Below are 18557 nucleotides of genomic sequence, written 5' to 3' on the forward strand. Positions count from 1 at the left end.
CAACTTGCTTTTCATATTACTTTTTTGTAATTTGGTAATCTGAAAAAGCAATTTGCTTCGCTCGGTCGAAATTGAACTTTTCGTCCAATTTAGCCCGCCCTTCGCAAATACTTTTTCCGTTATGCACAATCTTAAAACCGCACTCCGAAAAAAAATATAAATTTGACAGAAAACTTTACTATTGAATTAAATGAACGTACTCAACCAATACATAACATTTCTAAAAGAATATAAAAAGCTACTCGAAAGAGGAGTAAAAGACGTTCTGAATTCAACTGTTTCTAGCAACTTTATTTGGATTGATGAAATAGAACACTTCATTGAATCAGGAATATGTGAATCAACCTTAATTGATATTTTTTCTTCAAAATTCAAAAGACAATCTCTAGTTTTCTCACTACAAAAACCGTATAAACCAAATATCCAAATACCTAATAGATTCTTAGAAATTATAGAATTTGACGAAGCTAAAAACAAGTTTGAAAGTATTAACGGAGACGAAGAAGAACTTGTCGGTTTTCAAAATTCGACAGAGGGAAAAATTGAAATAGAAAAATTAAAAAAGTTTAAGAAAAATAAAGAAACATACTCAAAACTTTACAGAGCTTACAATGATATTAAAAATGATTCAAATTTAGAAATTGTTTTAAGTCTTGGATTTATACAATATTCCAAATTTAATAACAATGGGAATTTATCAAAAACCAATCAACACTTATTTCATTTCCCTTTATCATTAGATATTGATTCAAATAATGTTGTGAAAATTTCATTTTCTGATTTAGAAAATCCTTATGCAGATTTTTTCTTTCTCAATAATACTCCAATTGAGAAAGAAGTATTATCAAATATCATTGATAGATTTGAAGAGAGAATTACTGAACTTGGTTATGAGTATATTTTTGAAAGCGAATTTAAAGATTTAATTGCAAAATCTATTCAAAAAATTTCGAGTAATTCAGAGTTTGAAAGCTCAATTTACAAACCAGAAAACGACCATTTCAGAGAGGATTATTTTAAAGTGCTTTTTTCTCCTGCAATAAATATTAAACAAAGAAAGCCACGTTTTTTTGAAAAATTAACGGATTCAATTATCAAACACAATGATGAAAATGAAATAGAAGCAAAACTATTTAATTTGTTAGTTAGAAACCCTGAATCATCAGGAAACAATTCTTATACAAAACCTAACTATTTTAAAGACGAACTATTTGAAACTCATAAATCCAAAGCTAAAAACTTAAATGGAGATGACGACTTTTCTGTGTTTTTTCCTCTACCATTCAACAAAGAACAAAAACAGATTTATGAAAATTATCTAAAAAATAGATTAACAGTTGTAACTGGACCACCCGGAACAGGAAAATCTCATACAATTGTAAACATACTTTGTTCTTTGTTAGCACAAGGAAAACGAGTGCTTGTTACCGCTCAAACAGACAAGGCTTTAGAATCTTTACTTGATAAGATTCCTGAAACTTTTGATGATTTGATATTCACAAAAATTCAATTAGAAACTAATCAGAATCGATTTTCTTTAGAAAAAAGTATTGGCAATATTTCGAAAATTCTGACTGACAACTTTTATCTAAATGTTGAAACCAAAATTGAAGAGTTAGACAATTTAAAAGCTGAATATGTAAAATTAAAATCTGAAATTATTCGAGCTCTTGAAAAAGAATATACTCAAATCAGGATTAATGATACTTTTGAGAATTTGAGAGCCTATCAAATTGTTGAAAAATTTGAATCAAAAGAATCAGAAGAATGGAATTGGATTCAAGATGAGTTATCCAATGAAGTTATATCCAATTTTGAAGTTATAAAAGATGAGATTTTAAAATACAAACAATTAGTTGGAATAGAAATCCGATATAATAATGTTATCAATATTGACATTTCAACAATATTGAAGAATTTAGAAGGTTTTGATTTTAAAAACTTCCTATCTATTCAAGAACAGTACATCAAGCAATTAAATTATTTGGGATTAAATGAGTATTCCAAAGATAAGGTGTTAAAAATTCAATTAGAAAATATTACAAAAATTGCAAATGAATTTTCCAACTCGGATATTGTTCTCAAAAACATTAAAGAATTAGAGAATCTACAGAAACAAATAAACAACAGATTTACTCAAGAAAATACTACGATAAACAAATCGTTCAGCAACCTTACTGAAAATGGAACAAAATATCTTTTAGATATTGAAACTTACCTATCGTTTGCTGAAAATGGTAAAGCTGGATTTTTTACAAAACTTACCAATTCAAATTTTAAACAAGTTTCATATTTAGAGCAATTTACAATCAATGGAAAAAAGTGTAATACTAAAAGCGAAATATTACAGTTAAAATCGGCAATTGAAAACCTCATTATCATCAGCAAAAATTTCAAGTTGTTAAAACAAAATGGATTTTCGTTTTCTTATGACGACAACTCCAATCTGTATGAAAAGAGCTTGGTTTTAAATGAAGTTTTAAAGAAGGTAGAAACAAACAAAGAAGTTGTTTCCAAAATTCAATTCAATGCTGACTTTATCAATTTTTCAGAATACACTCAAATTAATTTGTTTGACATAGATAATTTATCAAAAAAAGCAATTTCATTTAAAGACGACATTGAGAAATTAGGAAGAATAAATCATCAATTAATTGAGAAAATTGAAATATTAAAAAACATTGATTCAATAATTGAGCATTCTTCATTAAAAAATGAATTCTCAAAATTTTTACCTGTTGAAAAAATTGAAGATGTACAATATTTTGAACTTTTAAAAACTAAATTTTTAGAAATTGGCAAGCAACTTGATGTAGAGCAAACCTTTCTCAACCTAAAAAAATCTTTGAGAGAATTGCTTCCAAATACTTTTGATTCTCTTGAAAACATTCCTAACCATCATATTTCAAAAGAAAATTTTGAATACGCTTCTGCTAATAGATTTATTAAAGAAAACGAATTTATTGATTTACAAAAATGCAAAGAAGAGCTATCATTTATCAACAAAAAAATATTCCAAGTTAAATGTGATATTTTGTTTGACCTAGCAAAGTCAAACTTTAAAAACAAATTTAACAGTAATGAAATCGATGCTTTTATAAATTTACTGGAAGAATATAAATACAATTTATCTCAAAGTGTTAGAAAAATTCGGAATCAAACACAATATCAAATATTAACTCGAAAAAATAGCATTGATTTAAGTAAGCGTTTATCGTGCTGGGTTATGAAATTCAATGATGTTTTGAATTCAGTAGGAAGCGAACCTGAAATTTTTGATTGTGTTATTGTTGACGAAGCAAGTCAATTAGACTTTAACAGTCTTATTTTAAGCTATTATGCAGAGAATATGATAATTGTTGGCGATGACAAACAAACATCTCCAAGTAGTCTAACTGGAGCAGACGGAAACGATTTTGAATCAATTAAAAATAAACATCTTAAATTTTTAGGTGCAAACGCCCTTCACATCAAAAGTGATAATAGTTTATTTATGCTTTCAAAGATGGTTGCTGGGACTGCAAATCTAACTTTGAGGGAACATTTCAGATGTGTTCCTGAAATTATTGAATTCTCAAAATTTCATTTTTATGACAATTCGTTAAGACCTCTGAAACAAATCAACTCAAACAGGTTAAATCCAAAAGAAACTGTTTTTGTTAACGATGCATTCACAGAAGACAAAATTGTCTATAAAGAAATCGAAGAAATTAAAAAATTTCTTCAAAGAATACTAAAAGACGAACAATATTCAAATAAATCCATTGGCGTAGTAAGTTTAGGATTGACAAAACATACTGAAAAACTTAAAGACATAAAAGAGGATTTAGCCAATGAATTTGGAAAAGAGAAAATAGATAAGCATAAACTTATCATAGAAGATTCTCCAAAATTTCAAGGAGATGAAAGAGATGTTATGATTGTTTCCCTTGGAGTTGCATTAGATTTTCAGAAGTTGAAAGAGAATCAAAATGCCAAACCACGAGCAATTATTAGTGACCAAGATGAATTTAAAAAAATTAATGTAGCATTAAGTCGGGCGAAAGAACAAATGATTTTATTTCATTCAGTTCAGCATAACGATTTACAAACAAATGACTTTAGAAATAAAATCTTAAGTTTCTTCAAAGATGAAGCAAAACCAATTTCTCAATTACAAATTGATAACAACAATATTGAAAGATACCGACACAATGTGCCTGAACCATTTGACAGCTGGTTTGAATGTGATATTGCCAAAGCACTTATTGAAAATGGGTATAGTTATATCCAACCACAATACAATGTAAAAGAAGCTGAACTATTTTATAATCATAAACTTGGAAAACAAGTTTATATTAACTTTAAAATTGATTTAGTCGTTCACAATAATGGAAAAATGATTGCTATAGAATGTGATGGCGACCCCTTTCATTCACTTCCTGAAGATGTAGCTTACGATATTGAAAGACAGGAATTTTTAGAACGTGTTGGATGGAAAGTGTATCGTGTACTTTATTCAGCATTTAAAAGAAGTCCGCAAGAAGAAACACAAAAAATCATTGATTTTATTGAAAAAAACACGAAGAAAGACCATAAAATAACTATTGAAAAACCAATTGAATTAAAAGAAGAATTTGAAGATGAAATAGAATTTGAAAATGAGGAAGAAATATCTGAATATGTTTTACCTAAACATAAATCATATATTGATATTTTAGAGGAAAATACCGAAACATCTGATTCTATAAACCAGTTAAATGGCACCACAGCAACAAATCATAAACACAAGTCATTCATTGATATGATTGAAGAAGATTTGGAAGAATCAAATCAGGTAAATCTATTTTCCTATGATAGCAAAATTCTTTGCTACTTTAATCTTTTCAGTGACAACACATATAAAGTACAAGAACATTCGGAAGAGAATTGTTTGTTTTCATTACCTATTGACGAAAAGTTTAAAGATGGCTTTCTTCTTCAATGCTACGACAATGGACATATAAACAAAGTCTATGTAAATTCTATACTGGAAAAGAGAATGAATTATCATTATTCTAATGGCAAAAATCCAAATGCTAACATTCTTTATCTAAAATTGATTGAAGAAGATGCGATTATTGCTTTAAAAATAAAACGAGGTTTAGAAACTGTTTTTAAAGCTCATAAGACTGAAAATATTTCAAATAGAGAACTTTTGCATTTACAAGGTTACAAAGTTGTATATCAAACGACTGAAAATATTGAATACAAAATTTTACCAAAAAACATTTATGAAGATATAAGACGATTAGTCTTCACAAGTTTTACTGCAGAAGGGAAATCAGTTCACAACAGTTACTATGAAAATGAATGGAAAATAATAGAGCAATTTATACCAAAATTAACCGAATAAAAAAGACTGTGCATAACAGCAGTTTGGCAAAATGGCGGGTTCAGTGCTAAATTGAACATTCGAATTTCTAATAAACATTAGTGCTTAATTGAAAGTAATTGCTTCTAAATCCGCCACTTCGCCAAGCTGCAAAACGTTATGCGTAATGCTATCAAAACTCCCGTAGAAAATTGGAAACAATAAGAAAATACTACAAACCAATTCAACCGACAGTTTCTAAAAATGACGGAGAAATAACTTATCAAGAAATTTATCCAAAAAACGAAATCCAAAATTTTGTTTACTGTTTTTGGCAACTGAAAACCAAAAGAAAATTATCAGAAGATTTCAATTATTGTGTTGTTTCTGATGGTTGTATTGATATTTTTTTTGACAATAAACAACCCGAGGAGAGTTTTGTTATGGGATTTTGTAGAAAATTTACTGAATTCAACATAGGAAAAGAGTTTAATTATATCGGCATTCGTTTTTTGCCAACTGCTTTTCCAATATTATTCGGAATAAACGCTAAAAAATTGAGTAATCACTCACAGGAATTGAAAAATATAAATCCCGAAATTTATAATTGGATATGTTCCGAAATAAAACCAAGAACTTCATTTGAAGATATTTCAAAAAAATTGAACAAAAAATTGTTAGAGGTTATTCATAATCAAAATATAGAATTAGACCAGCGTTTTTTGAACTCACTAATTCTAATTTTTCAAAAAAAAGGTTTCTTAAATACAGAAAAAGATTTGGATACAGGTTTAAGTCCTCGACAATTGCGAAGAATTTTTGATTATTATATTGGAACAACAGCAAAATCTTTTAGTAATGTTATTCGCTTTCAATACATTTTAAATGCAAAACCTTCCCAACAAAGTTTGAAAAATAATAAACTCTATTTTGACGTTGGTTTTTTTGACCAAGCACACTTTATTAAAAACTTCAAAACATTTTATGGAGTAACTCCTTCCGAAGTGTTCCGTTAGTTTGTCCGATTTTTACAATTCCAGCGGTTAATCTCAAACTAAATTTGTAAAACAAAATCGATTATAATGAAAACGATATTACTAACCGCATTTGTTTTGCTTTTTGGAATTTCAAATGCACAAACTACAAACAAAATGAAACTTAACGCAGGAATTATTACAGAAAAATTAAGTGAAACCAAAAAATTCTACAAAGAAGTGTTGGACTTTGGAGTGAGTTTTGAAAATGAATTTTATATTCTTTTGCACACACCAAACAATTCGTCAGAAATCAGTTTTTTGCAACCGAACCATCCAAGTCAAAAACCTATTTTCCAATCAGCATTTAACGGAAAAGGTGTTTATTTGACTATAGAAGTTGAAAATGTGGACGAAATTTATAAAAGGCTGAAAGACAAAGGTGTTTCAATGGAGTTTGAAATCCGAGACGAACTTTGGGGCGACAGACATTTTGCAATTAAAGACCCAAATGGAATTGGAATTGACATTGTAACTTATACAAAACCAGCAGAATAAAAGCACTACGCATAACATGGGTTTTGCAAGATGCGGGGTTGAAGGAAATCTCAGAAATATTCTAGAAAATACCCGCAAAAAACTTTTCCATTTTTTAGTTTTTTCGTAATTTTAAAAAATGGAAAAAGTTTTTGCTAGCGTTCGGTCACCTCTTGAAATCTCGGTTGCAGTAGCCCGCACCTCGCAAAGCCCCTTTCCGTTATCTGCAATTTCATAAAAAACCGTCCGAAATGAAAAATTTTTTGTTCTATTTGATATTTATATTTCTAATTTCTTGTGTTTACGACAGTTCGACTTATAAAATATCAAACTATGATTATGCTGTTAGAGGAAATCTTTTTGAAAAAGGTTGGATACCGCAAATACTGATAAATGAAGAAATGAAAAATATCTATTTAAAGACAAATGTTGATTCCAATAATTTTTTCTTTCGCTTTAACCTTCCTAAAGCTTATGTTCAACAGCTAACACAAAAACTAAAGCCGATTAAAAAGCAAAATGTAAAATTGCCAAATAACATTTTGAAGTTAGATGCAAAATTACTGAAGGAAATAAAAAATATTCCAGATTATTTTTTACTTGTTGAAAAAAATGATTCAGTAAATGTTGCATTAGACCTCAAAAAAAATATTGTGTATGGTTGGAAATAAAAGAAACTGCAGATAACATTGTATTTGCAAAAGGCGGGGTTGAATATAGAATAGAACTATCAGTTGCATTTAGTCGCAACTTGCTTTTCATATTGTATTTTTTTGTAATTTAACAATCTGAAAAAGCAATTTGCTTCGTTCGGTCGAAATTGAACCTTTCGGTTAAATTTAGCCCGCCCTTCGCAAATACTTTTTCCGTTAGGTGCAATGCTATTTCGACCACGCAGTATCATTCTTCAACATACGAAGGACAGCAGGGAAAATGTGTTGCAAGTCATTGGCTGTCATTCCGCTTTTTTCAGCGACTACTGCCATTTGATGTGCTAACATTGCTTCGACTTCTGTATCTTCTGTGAACAGCCAATTTTGAACCATTGGGTGAGCAGGGGATACTTCTTTAACTCCCTTTCTCCATTTGAAATTTAAAACATTTTCCATTTTTATTTGAGTTTGTGAGAAGCACTGCACCTAACAAGGTATTGCCAAAAGCAGGGTATTCTCGATTAATTAATCATTTGTAATTCTATTGGGCATTTGTGCAAGGTTGAAACTTTTGTCTTTCAAATCCCTGCCTTCGGCAATACCCGAACCGTTAGGTGCAATGCTATTTCGACCACGCAGTATCATTCTTCAACATACGAAGGACAGCAGGGAAAATGTGTTGCAAGTCATTGGCTGTCATTCCGCTTTTTTCAGCGACTACTGCCATTTGATGTGCTAACATTGCTTCGACTTCTGTATCTTCTGTGAACAGCCAATTTTGAACCATTGGGTGAGCAGGGGATACTTCTTTAACTCCCTTTCTCCATTTGAAATTTAAAACATTTTCCATTTTTATTTGAGTTTGTGAGAAGCACTGCACCTAACAAGGTATTGCCAAAAGCAGGGTATTCTCGATTAATTAATCATTTGTAATTCTATTGGGCATTTGTGCAAGGTTGAAACTTTTGTCTTTCAAATCCCTGCCTTCGGCAATACCCGAACCGTTAGCCGTAATTATTTCACAGAATCCTATGAAAAAGATATCAATCCACGACAATAATGAATTCTTAGATTTCTTAAACGATAAAATCGACAGAAATGATTTTAGATACAAATATCTTATTCCTGTTCTTGATATGGTTTTTGGTATAGGTCAAGTTCCTATAACAGAAAATACAACAATATTTACTCATGAAAAAAGTTGGGTTATATATATTGAAACTCACGGACAATTATTTTTATATGGAGAAAATTTCGAAATATTCATTGATGAATTGTCTGAAATAATTTCATTTCAAAATTTCAAAGGGTTTGAAATAATGGGAGACTATACTTTAGTTTATAGTCTTTTAGAAAAGAAAAATATAACAAATTATACAGTTATAAAAGACCGTATTTTTTATTCTCTTAATAATACAGATAAACTTACGCCATCATTTAATGAAACTAAAGCGGAGAATCAAGACTGCGATGAAATTACTCAGATGATGCTTGATTATTATGTTGAAGAATACAAAGGTCTGCGAAACAAAACAGTAGAACAAATTAATCCAGCTATTGTCGAACATATAAATACTAATTCAATTATAATTAATAAAGAGAATAATGTAATTAGAGCATTTTGTACAATTAATGACCCTGATATTGGAATAATCTATGTTAAACCTGAATACAGAAATCAGAACATTGGCAAACAACTTCTTTCTAGTGCTAGCGAACAATTATTTAAACAAAATGGTTGTTGTTATCTAATGACAGATTTAATAAATGAAGCTTCAAATAAAATGTGTATTGATGTTGGTTATTTTGAAATTTACAAACATACTAACATTGAGTTATAACTACGGCTAACAAGGTATTGCCAAAAGCGGGGCTGAAGTGCTAAATTCAAAGTTTGTACTTCTATTATCGCCAAAAACGAATTTTATTCGTTTTTTATTTTTAAATTTAACTCATAAAAATTCGTTTTGGCTCGCCTCGGTGCAAAATCGAAAATTTCGCCTTCGATTTCCCCGCCTTCGGCAATACCCAAAACGTTAGCGGTCAGGCTAAAAGACGACTCCGAAACATAACAAATGGAATTTATAAAACGACTTTTCAAAACAAACAAAAAACCAAGTGACAGTTGGACAATGTTTAGCACTTCAAAATCAGAAGTGAAAGAATTGCTCGTTTCTACTGGACAGTTGACAATCGGAGACGACTTTTTAAAAATTGAGAATTATCCATTTGAACCTTCTATAGCGTTCAGACAAAATATCTTCAAGACAAACCAAATTGACGACATAGATTTTAAATCATATCCACCGACATTTAGAGTTGGTAACGAAATAATATTCTTAACGTCTGAAAAGAAGGTTGAACTTGAAGAGTTTGCGACAAAGAATAACATTAAGACAGTTGAACGGTCTTGGATTTGGGATTGGATACTTGAACCGTTTTTGGACACAGAATATACAACAGAAACAGACCAAAGACTAACAAAACTTTTAGGAAGTTACGGACTGACAAACAACCAAGTGAAATCTTTAAGAGCAGAAGTTGAAACTCAAATGCTTAAATACAATTTTGACACTATGCTTTGGGAATGGGGTGGATTTAACGCCTTGGACGTTCTGAGAGCAATACGGACAAAATACAAAAAGGACGAGTATGAAGACTTTTACAGACGAGTTATGGAAATAGCGTTATTAACCAAAAAGACAGACGAATGAAAGAAGCCCGAACCGCTAACACGGGTTTTGCGTCAGGCGGGGTGACGTGCAAACTTGGAGCTTTGTGCTTCTATTCAAGTGTAGTGCAGATTGACAGTTTTGTGCTCCGAAACCCGCCCGAACGCAAAGCCCGAAAACGTTGGGCGTAATTTTAGCCAACTAAATCGACAACCTTTATCCCAAATATGTAATATCGTTTCCTTTGAATACCTTTTACTGTAAATATGGTTGTTGCAAAAGGGGTTAATAAAAATCTAAACTCAATAATTCTTTGATGTCTCATAATAAAAACTACGCCCAACATTATATTGGCAAAAGCAGGGCTGATGTGCTTAAACCAACAGAAGTACACTTATTTAACTTTTGTGATGACAGGCAGTAGTACCTCAATTCCCTGCCTTCGCCAATATTTTGCCGTTATGTGCAATGCTGTCAAAAAACTCGCTAACAACTATGGACAAAAACTTTGATGGATTTGTAATTTACACTAAAACTAATAACAAAAACAAGGCATATGCTATTGTTTCTGAAAATTATGAATGCAAAGCTGAAACTTCAAAAATTCCCGAAAAATTTAAAAAATATATTGTTCCTATAGAAGATAAAAGATTTTACAATCATAATGGCATTGACTTAAAAGGAACGACAAGAGCACTTCTCAGAAATTTTGCAAATTTGAAAGTTTTGGAAGGTGGTAGTACACTTTCTCAACAACTTGCAAGAAATCTTCTAAAAGACAATTCCAAAACTTTGATAAGAAAAATCCGTGAAACTTTAATCGCGTTTAAACTTGAATACAAATATTCAAAAGACGAAATTCTCAACCTATATTTTAATAATGTTTATTTTGGCAAAAATTTAAGAGGAGTTAGAAGTGCTAGTTTATTTTATTTTGACAAAGAACCTGAAAAGCTAAATACTAATGAAATTGTTTTTTTAATTACAATTTTGAGAGGACCAAATTACTATCTAAACAATATTGAAGCAACAATCAGAAGAAAAAATATGCTTTCTGAATTATTGTATAAAAATCATAAATATAGTTACCCCCAAAGTTTGGACAGTAAATCTTAAAAGTTAAGTTTGATTTTATTTGTTTTTAAGGGTAGCAGTTTTGCAAATTTCCACATAGGAAAAATCCCTTCAAAGATTTTTCCGTGTAGTGTGGGAATGTGTAAAACTGTGTGAAAGTTCATTTATGCCGCCTCCTTCTTTGTACGGTCGTAGACTTCCGCAGGTACTTCGTATGCAAGACTTTGATGCCTTCTCTCGTTGTTGTAATATTGAAAATACTGTTTCAGGCCGTCATAGCACGCTCGTCCATCCTGATAAGCATACAGATAAACATTCTCGTATTTCACACTTCGCCAGAGTCTTTCAATAAAAATATTATCCAACGCCCGTCCTTTGCCATCCATGCTTAGGGCTATTCCCTGTTTGGTGATAAATTCGGTGAAGAGATCTGCAGTGAACTGACTGCCCTGATCGGTATTGAAGATTTCAGGCTTGCCGTATTTTCCAATGGCCGTCTCCACGGTATCGCGGCACCATTCGGAAGTCATCGTGTTGCTCAGGCTCCAGCCTACCACAAACCTGCTGTACAGATCGATTACCGCACAAAGATAAAGATAGCCGCCCTGCACAGGAATATAGGTGATATCCATTGCCCAAACTTGATTGGAAGCCGTAATGTTTAAATTTCTCAAAAGATATGGGAAGATCTTGTGTTTCTTGCCTTTGCCTTTTTTGGAGGTGGCAGGGCCAGGTGCCGAAGCACTCAGACCCATCACCCGGTAAAGCCTTTCCACACGCTTTTTGTTGATGGTATACCCCATGTCCTTTTGGAGCCAGTTGGTCATCCTGGGAACTCCTTTCCAGGGACGGTTCAGGAACTCTTCATCGATTAGCCGCATCAGATTCAGGTTCAGACTGCTTTGCGGAACTTTCCTGTAATAATGGGAGCTGCGCGATATCTGCAACACCTCACACTGCTTTTTAACGCTGAGCGCATTGGCCTTGTCAATATGAGCTTTACGGGCTCGGCGGCACTGTTTCATGACAAGGCTTTTTTTAAAAAATCAATCTCCATTTTCTGCTGACCGATAACCTTATAAAGCTTGTCGACATCCTCTTTTTTATCTTCTGCAGCGGTCTCCTTACCAAAAACATCGGCGCCTTTTTGCAGGAACTCTTTCTTCCATGAAGAAATCTGGTTGGGGTGCAGATCGTGCTTTCGGCCGAGTTCCTGCATAGTGTATCGCTCGCTCAAAGCTTCCACCACTACTTTAAATTTAAATCCTGAATTGAATTTTCTTCGCTGTGACATATCGTAAATTTAATTGTTTTTTTTCAACTAAACTTACTGTCCGATTTTCGGGGGTAACTATAATCAATCTGCGGAATATCGATCCCCTCATTGAAAATATCGACCACAAAAAGATAATTGATCTGCTTAGTGGTGAATCGATGGATAATTTCCTCCCGTTTCGATGAGTTTTCAGAAACCAAATATTCAGCGTGTAATCCCGCATCTTCAAACCTGCTTTTCATAAACTTTGCATGCTCAATACTTATGCAAAAGCCAATGGCAGAAACAGAGTGAAGATCTTTCGTATAATCATTAAGGTTTTTGATGATATTACCTACCCTGATATTACTAGATGTGTACATTTGGGTAAGCTCGGCAGAATCATATTTTCCATTACTCCACTTAACGCGTGAATAATCTATGGAATCTGATATTCCAAAATACTGGAAAGGACAAAGAAGTTTGTTGTTGAGTGCATCGGGAAGACGAATCTCAGCAGCAATCTTATTATTGAAGTCTGGCAAAATACTTTTACCATCCATTCGCTCCGGAGTAGCCGTAAGGCCTAAAAGTATTTTTGGAGTAAAATAATTAATGACCTTCTGATAGGTACTGGCTTGCCCATGATGCGCTTCATCCAAAATGATGTAATCGAAGTACTCCTTGGGACTGTAGGTGGCGAAATCTAAATTACTTAAAGTTTGCACGGTGGCAAAAACAGCATTTTTATATTTCGGTTCATATCCATTCCCATATAGTTCCCCGAAATTTTGGTCTTTTAGAACATTTCTAAAAGTGTGGAGCGACTGCTTTAAAATTTCAATTCTGTGTGCAATAAATAAAAACTTTGCAGCGGAATTTTCTGCCAGAAACTTCTTGAAATCAAAGGCGGCAATCATGGTTTTACCAGTTCCTGTTGCAGCTACAATAAGATTTCTATAAGAATTATGTACGTTTCTTTCGACTGTTAGTTTTTCTATGATTTCTGATTGATAGTGATAAGGCTTTAAATCAAAAAATCTTACAGCTTCCAGTGTCGCTTTGCCCATTTTATTATTCTGCAGCGCATCATCCAGGAGTTTTAATTTCGATTCATCATATAATTCAAACTCTGCATTGTTCCAATAAGATTCAAAAGTCTTTTGGAATTTATCAATGATGTGTGGGATCTCTTTGGTAGTCACTTTGACATTCCACTCCAATCCATCAGTCAATGCAGAACGAGAAAAGTTCGAAGATCCAATATAGCCGGTATGGAAACCGGAATTTCTGAAGAACAAATAGGCTTTTGCGTGCAAACGCTCATTTGAATTGTTATACGAAACCTTAACCTCCGTATTAGGAAGCTTACTGAGCTCATGGACGGCTTTAGCGTCGGTTGCACCCATATAAGTCGTGGTAATGATACGGAGCTTGCCTCCGTTGCTGGTAAACTCCTGGAACGCGTCACGTAGGATGACTATCGCCTTCCATTTGATAAAGGAAACCAATAAATCGATTCTATCAGAAGATCGAATTTCTTTTTTTAGTTCAGCATCCAGCGATAATCCGACGTTTCCTCCAGTGAACAGTTCGCTTTGCGTCAACCTTGTCAATGGCATGATCTCGCTTAAATGCAACTTTACATCGGTATACTTAGAATTTAATTTGTGAAGAACTCCCTCAAGAATCAATCCTTCAGCATAGACCAGATCATCTGCGAATTCGTACTGGGAAATTTCCTGCGTAAGATACTTAAGAATATTGTTGGTAATTTCAATTTGCTTAGCAACTAATAGGTCCTTCTTTTCGGCCTTAATTAATTTAAGTGCACTTTTAATTGCCGCTCCCAAGTGCAGCGCTAGGAAATGCACTGCTTCATCCGAATCTAATTTCTTTTGGTCTGCTACATAAAATTCATTTCTATCAATATCATTGAGACGGTTCTTTAAGGCATCAGTAATGAGGCTTTCATAAATTCCTAAATTCATCATTTCATGTAAGGTTCTTCGGTTTCAATTGTAGATAAACTCTTCGTTAAAAGGTTTTAACATCCTCCAATTTTTTATAAAAATAAACTATTTAGTCGTTCCTTAACAAAACCCACTATTTAATTTATTTTTAAAAACAGGATTAGAAAACAGCATAATTTGTATCTTATAAAATAAGAAAATAATTTTCTGTTTCAGTAGTTCCATCATTTTCTTCATGTTCCAAGCGGTTGCAGCTAGTAATGCATTGATTTGTGGTCCCGTTTCTCCCAGGAAGTAATTTTTTGCCAGCCTAAAATCGGTTTTTAAATGTCCGATGATAGGTTCTATTGCCGCTCTGGTTCTAAATTTTTTGCGCTTTGTTTGCTTTTGATAAGCAGTGTCTTTTTTTCTTGGAGTGCTTGGGATGGAGATTTTCACGCCCTTTATTTCTGATTTTCCTCTGCCACCTCTATCGTAAAGGAGTTCTTTTGGGAGCTTTTGACCACCGGTTTCCATCTGTTCCAAAAGTGGTTCTATGGTGTGACCATCGTAAGGAGTTTGCAAAAATGCTTTAATCCCGAGAATGATTTTCTTGCCTTTGTTGGCGGTGGTTATCAAACCTACCTTATTCCCAAATTCATACTGGCTATGCGCTTTTCCTTTGGCAATACATCGGGTAAAAGGCTTGTGAATGCTGTAAATTTTATCGGCATCGTTTCTTTTTTGTGTGACAACCTTGGTGTACAATGTCATTAAATCTTTATAAAATTCTTGCTGTTCTGCATTAAAATTCCGTTGCAATTCACGAATCAGCCTCATGGCGATGGTTTTGAGCTGTCTTTGAGATTTCCTTGCCGCTTTTGCCCGCTTGGGATGTTTTCCGTTGTAGGTGTTGCGCACCATTTGTTTGCTGACTTTTGTGTAGCGTTGTCTTTGTTTTATGCCTTCATTTCCGGCTATTTTGTTGCAATAATCAATCACTTTTTTGCACAATTTTGCATCGGTAGGAAAAGAGGTATTATTCTCCTGAACGGTAGTATCGGACAAAACAAAATTTGAGGTGTTCGTCTTGGCATCGTGCATTCTTACGCTGTAGGCAAAGATTTTTTCGATACCTTTTTCGCCAATTCTTTTTCGGAAATGAACAAAATTACTCGGGTCACAAGGAAATTCGTGTTCAAAGAAAACCCTGCCACAAAAATACTGCATATAAGGATTCATGATCCAGGCTTTTTCCAACGTCTCATCGCCCAAATTATACAAATGTTTCAGTAGCAAACAACCCACCATAAACCGAATCGGATGGCTCGGATTGCCCACTTTGGAATACAAGGGCGAAAATTCTTTCTCAAAATAATTCCAATCTATTTTTTCTGAAAGTAGAACAAGTTCATGCTCGTGGTCAATAAAATCCACCAACATTGGGCGGAATAATTCTGGCTTCTTTTCTGGATTTTTCCCCAACATATTTGCAAGGTTTTAAAGCTCTAAGATACAAATTCTTGCAATAAAAAACAAGCTATTTTAAACCCAAAATACTAATAATCAGTAAATTATAGGTGGTTTAAGGAGAGACTATTTACCAATATTCCGGTAATGAAAAGCTGTCTTGTCTCAAAATAGCAATACAGAAGAATTGTATTTGCACGTTGAGAAGTATGAAAATTATGGACAGACGGGAATTAAGAATAAATTAGTATGACATGCGCCATACCTGCAACCGCACTCTTATCACAGAGTTCCTTCAGGAGTAGCAGTCATATTTGTATACCTATTAGGATGTAGATACCGATCGGTAATGTTATTTTAGGGCAGGGTCAAGGAGCGGTCCCGCCAGGTCATCTTCTACCTATCTCCAATATACCTCCAATGTAAGTCCAATAAAACTCCAATAAAATATTGGAGTTTTAATATAGTTACATTAAATTTTCGTTTGATTTGCTACGAGGAAGGCTGCCTGATGCGTTTATAAAAATCTTAGTCGAATTTATTTCTCCAGCCACAGCGAAACCCATTCTTCTTTCTGCAGTTGCCGCTTCAGCGTAAGCTTTTGCTGTGCACAGACTTCCAGAATATCTGCTACATCGAAAAAACAAAGCCCCGAAAGCAACAGACTACCGCCCTCGTTCAGTACAGAAACATAAGTCGGGATGTCTGAGATCAGGATATTCCGGTTAATGTTGGCTAGAATGATGTCAAAATTTTCGCCGCCCAGATTCTCAGCGGTTCCCTGCGAGATTTCGAGTTCCACGTTATTCCGCGCCGCGTTTTCTTTTGAATTTTCTACCGACCATTCGTCAATATCGATGGCCACAGTCTTTCCGGCACCTTTCTGTTTGGCGAAAATGGCGAGTACGGAGGTGCCACAACCCATATCAAGCACCGTTTTCCCATCGAAATCCATATCGAGCATTTGCTGGATCATCAGATAAGTGGTGGCGTGATGACCAGTTCCGAAAGACATTTTGGGCTGGATGATGATCTCATGCGGCAGGTTTTGATTCGGGTGAAATTCGGCGCGGATCGAAACTTGGTTCTCCACGTTGATTGGCTCGAAGTTTTTTTCCCACTCCTCATTCCAGTTGATGTTGGGCATTTCGGTGTAAGTATAGGAAATACTGACCTCGGGTGTGTTGAGTAGATGCAGCTGCTGCAGGTGGTCTTCATTAAAAAGTTCTTTCTGAACGTAGGCCAATATGCCGTCATATTCTTCAGTGAAACTATCGAAACCGATTTCTATAAGTTCGGCCATCAATATTTCGTTCCAGGGTTGTAAGGGCTGTATTTTGAAGTTGAATTCGAGGTAATTATTCATGCTAAAATTTTTGTAAAAATAACGAAATTTTCAGTCTTGCCGGTGTTGCGACCCGACTTGAACGGAGCTCTTTTCCTGGGGCGGCGTAGCCGCCGCCCCAGGAAAAAGCGGGAGTGGAAGGCGGAAAAATGTCGCCCAGATCATTCTCTATGAAAATGTGACGGAAATGCCTCCTCGGGCTGCTGCCGGAAGATGTTGAGCAGGACCCACGATTTCAGGAAGCCATAGCCGTACGAAAACATCTGTATATAAGTGGAGATGACGGCGAAAGAAGCAATGCTGATGTTGCGCGTTTTATACAACGCATGGAAGAAGACCAAAATGGTATAAAAGCCATAGAAACCTAGGATAACACCCTTCTGTAAAACAAAATATTCTACAAACCCCAATACATACCCCAGCATGAAGACAGTGGGGAACGCAAACGAAAGCTTTACATATTTCGGGTGACGCTGGTTGAGGATCGGGCGCGCGCAACCAAACTGATAGACCTGTTTCGAGAACTTGCCGAAATCTGTGCGTCGTTTATGATACACACCAATATCGCTGAAGAAAGCCGTAGTGAAACCGTTTTCCCATAAGGTCATCGAAAGATCGGGATCTTCGCCAATGCGCATCTCCGAGAAACCACCGACCTGCTCAAACACTGTTTTTTTTACGCCCATATTGAAACTTCGCGGCTGAAATCTAGACACCGATTTTTTATTTCCCCGGATGCCGCCTGTGGTAAACACCGACGTCATGGAGTAGGAGATCGCCTTCTGCATCAGATTGAAACCTTTGTGCGCCTTATCCGCGCCACCGAAGGCATCACAAGGGATCAGGGTGAGGTTTTTCTTAATGTTTTCTATATAATTAGTCTCAACGATCACGTCAGAATCTACAAAGACCAGCCATTCATTGTTGGCGCGGCGGGCACCGTAATTTCTGGATAAACCAGGCCCCGAATTATCTTTACGGAAAAACTGAATGTCTAAACTTTCCGTAAAAAGCTCAGTCGTTGGCCTGAGGTTGACCAGCGAACCATCATCAATAATAATGACTTCAAAATCCTTATCGGTTTGGTGTGATAAAGAATTAAGAAGCTCGAAAAGTTCGTCTTTCCGGTTGTAAATGGCAATGATGAGGGAAAGGGAAGTCAAGGTTTGATTTGAAAATTTGAAAATGTGTTGATTTGAAAATGTAACAGTTTATCAATCTACCAATTAAACAATGGAGGTTTCGCCGTTGAGAATTGGTACACTGTTACATTGATATACTGGTAAATTATTA

The 18557-nt window shown here is 34.3% G+C and carries 16 protein-coding genes; 8 read left to right on the forward strand and 8 right to left on the reverse strand.

Annotated elements, in window-relative coordinates; genetic code table 11:
* The first annotated feature begins 190 nt into the window (after positions 1–190).
* The 4 genes from CO230_RS04110 to CO230_RS04125 all read left to right on the forward strand — a co-directional run bounded on the left by CO230_RS04110 (position 191) and on the right by CO230_RS04125 (position 7514).
* Positions 191–5374 carry an AAA domain-containing protein gene (locus tag CO230_RS04110; protein WP_122027431.1) on the forward strand — a complete coding sequence of 1728 codons (5184 nt, stop codon included), beginning with the start codon at positions 191–193 and terminating at the stop codon, positions 5372–5374.
* Between the two features lie 170 nt (positions 5375–5544).
* The gene (locus tag CO230_RS04115; protein WP_122027432.1) at positions 5545–6348 is read left to right on the forward strand and encodes a helix-turn-helix domain-containing protein; all 804 of its coding nucleotides are present in this window, start codon (positions 5545–5547) and stop codon (positions 6346–6348) included.
* A 135-nt stretch (positions 6349–6483) separates the two neighbouring features.
* Positions 6484–6864 (forward strand): VOC family protein, encoded by a 381-nt coding sequence (locus tag CO230_RS04120; RefSeq protein ID WP_122028882.1) that lies wholly within the window; start codon positions 6484–6486, stop codon positions 6862–6864.
* Between the two features lie 230 nt (positions 6865–7094).
* Positions 7095–7514 carry a hypothetical protein gene (locus CO230_RS04125; RefSeq protein ID WP_122027433.1) on the forward strand — a complete coding sequence of 140 codons (420 nt, stop codon included), beginning with the start codon at positions 7095–7097 and terminating at the stop codon, positions 7512–7514.
* A gap of 210 nt (positions 7515–7724) precedes the next feature.
* Here the strand turns inward: CO230_RS04125 and CO230_RS04130 are convergent, their stop codons facing one another.
* Entirely contained in the window at positions 7725–7952 is a 228-nt protein-coding gene (locus tag CO230_RS04130; RefSeq protein WP_122027434.1) for a hypothetical protein, read from the reverse strand.
* Between the two features lie 166 nt (positions 7953–8118).
* Positions 8119–8346, reverse strand: coding sequence for a hypothetical protein (locus CO230_RS04135; protein WP_122027434.1), 228 nt, complete (start codon positions 8344–8346; stop codon positions 8119–8121).
* A gap of 181 nt (positions 8347–8527) precedes the next feature.
* Between CO230_RS04135 and CO230_RS04140 the strand changes: the two genes are divergently transcribed.
* From CO230_RS04140 to CO230_RS04150, 4 genes are all read left to right on the forward strand, one after another.
* The gene (locus CO230_RS04140; RefSeq protein ID WP_162989974.1) at positions 8528–9337 is read left to right on the forward strand and encodes a GNAT family N-acetyltransferase; all 810 of its coding nucleotides are present in this window, start codon (positions 8528–8530) and stop codon (positions 9335–9337) included.
* Positions 9338–9571: 234 nt separating this feature from the next.
* Entirely contained in the window at positions 9572–10210 is a 639-nt protein-coding gene (locus tag CO230_RS04145) for a hypothetical protein (RefSeq protein WP_122027436.1), read from the forward strand.
* Positions 10207–10359: a hypothetical protein gene (locus CO230_RS12175; RefSeq protein WP_162989975.1), complete on the forward strand. Its 153-nt coding sequence runs from the start codon at positions 10207–10209 to the stop codon at positions 10357–10359. The genes CO230_RS04145 and CO230_RS12175 overlap by 4 nt, the downstream gene beginning before the upstream one ends.
* Before the next feature lie 304 nt (positions 10360–10663).
* Entirely contained in the window at positions 10664–11284 is a 621-nt protein-coding gene (locus CO230_RS04150) for a biosynthetic peptidoglycan transglycosylase (protein ID WP_162989976.1), read from the forward strand.
* Between the two features lie 122 nt (positions 11285–11406).
* Here the strand turns inward: CO230_RS04150 and CO230_RS04155 are convergent, their stop codons facing one another.
* From CO230_RS04155 to CO230_RS04180, 6 genes are all read right to left on the reverse strand, one after another.
* Positions 11407–12267: an IS3 family transposase gene (locus CO230_RS04155; protein ID WP_122027438.1), complete on the reverse strand. Its 861-nt coding sequence runs from the start codon at positions 12265–12267 to the stop codon at positions 11407–11409.
* Complete coding sequence (locus CO230_RS04160; RefSeq protein ID WP_122027439.1) at positions 12264–12536, reverse strand: transposase; 273 nt, start codon at positions 12534–12536, stop codon at positions 12264–12266. The genes CO230_RS04155 and CO230_RS04160 overlap by 4 nt, the downstream gene beginning before the upstream one ends.
* 23 nt (positions 12537–12559) lie before the next feature.
* Positions 12560–14491 carry a DEAD/DEAH box helicase family protein gene (locus tag CO230_RS04165; protein WP_228438186.1) on the reverse strand — a complete coding sequence of 644 codons (1932 nt, stop codon included), beginning with the start codon at positions 14489–14491 and terminating at the stop codon, positions 12560–12562.
* Between the two features lie 99 nt (positions 14492–14590).
* On the reverse strand, positions 14591–15937 hold the full coding sequence (locus tag CO230_RS04170) for an IS5 family transposase (protein ID WP_122027440.1): 1347 nt from the start codon (positions 15935–15937) through the stop codon (positions 14591–14593).
* A 520-nt stretch (positions 15938–16457) separates the two neighbouring features.
* Entirely contained in the window at positions 16458–17285 is an 828-nt protein-coding gene (gene prmA, locus CO230_RS04175; protein ID WP_122027441.1) for a 50S ribosomal protein L11 methyltransferase, read from the reverse strand.
* Positions 17286–17425: 140 nt separating this feature from the next.
* Positions 17426–18427, reverse strand: coding sequence for a glycosyltransferase (locus CO230_RS04180; RefSeq protein WP_122027442.1), 1002 nt, complete (start codon positions 18425–18427; stop codon positions 17426–17428).
* Between the last annotated feature and the right edge of the window lie 130 nt (positions 18428–18557).

It is taken from the genome of Chryseobacterium sp. 6424, from assembly GCF_003692615.1.
Lineage (GTDB): Bacteria > Bacteroidota > Bacteroidia > Flavobacteriales > Weeksellaceae > Kaistella.

Bases quoted from the DNA above. Each gene is read 5' to 3' on its own strand.
- CO230_RS12175 (WP_162989975.1), top strand. From the start codon at position 10,207: ATGAAAGAAGCCCGAACCGCTAACACGGGTTTTGCGTCAGGCGGGGTG.
- CO230_RS04160 (WP_122027439.1), bottom strand. From the start codon at position 12,536: ATGTCACAGCGAAGAAAATTCAATTCAGGATTTAAATTTAAAGTAGTG.
- CO230_RS04145 (WP_122027436.1), top strand. From the start codon at position 9,572: ATGGAATTTATAAAACGACTTTTCAAAACAAACAAAAAACCAAGTGAC.
- prmA (WP_122027441.1), bottom strand. From the start codon at position 17,285: ATGAATAATTACCTCGAATTCAACTTCAAAATACAGCCCTTACAACCC.
- CO230_RS04165 (WP_228438186.1), bottom strand. From the start codon at position 14,491: ATGATGAATTTAGGAATTTATGAAAGCCTCATTACTGATGCCTTAAAG.
- CO230_RS04170 (WP_122027440.1), bottom strand. From the start codon at position 15,937: ATGTTGGGGAAAAATCCAGAAAAGAAGCCAGAATTATTCCGCCCAATG.
- CO230_RS04140 (WP_162989974.1), top strand. From the start codon at position 8,528: ATGAAAAAGATATCAATCCACGACAATAATGAATTCTTAGATTTCTTA.
- CO230_RS04130 (WP_122027434.1), bottom strand. From the start codon at position 7,952: ATGGAAAATGTTTTAAATTTCAAATGGAGAAAGGGAGTTAAAGAAGTA.
- CO230_RS04110 (WP_122027431.1), top strand. From the start codon at position 191: ATGAACGTACTCAACCAATACATAACATTTCTAAAAGAATATAAAAAG.
- CO230_RS04135 (WP_122027434.1), bottom strand. From the start codon at position 8,346: ATGGAAAATGTTTTAAATTTCAAATGGAGAAAGGGAGTTAAAGAAGTA.
- CO230_RS04120 (WP_122028882.1), top strand. From the start codon at position 6,484: ATGAAACTTAACGCAGGAATTATTACAGAAAAATTAAGTGAAACCAAA.
- CO230_RS04155 (WP_122027438.1), bottom strand. From the start codon at position 12,267: ATGAAACAGTGCCGCCGAGCCCGTAAAGCTCATATTGACAAGGCCAAT.
- CO230_RS04150 (WP_162989976.1), top strand. From the start codon at position 10,664: ATGGACAAAAACTTTGATGGATTTGTAATTTACACTAAAACTAATAAC.
- CO230_RS04125 (WP_122027433.1), top strand. From the start codon at position 7,095: ATGAAAAATTTTTTGTTCTATTTGATATTTATATTTCTAATTTCTTGT.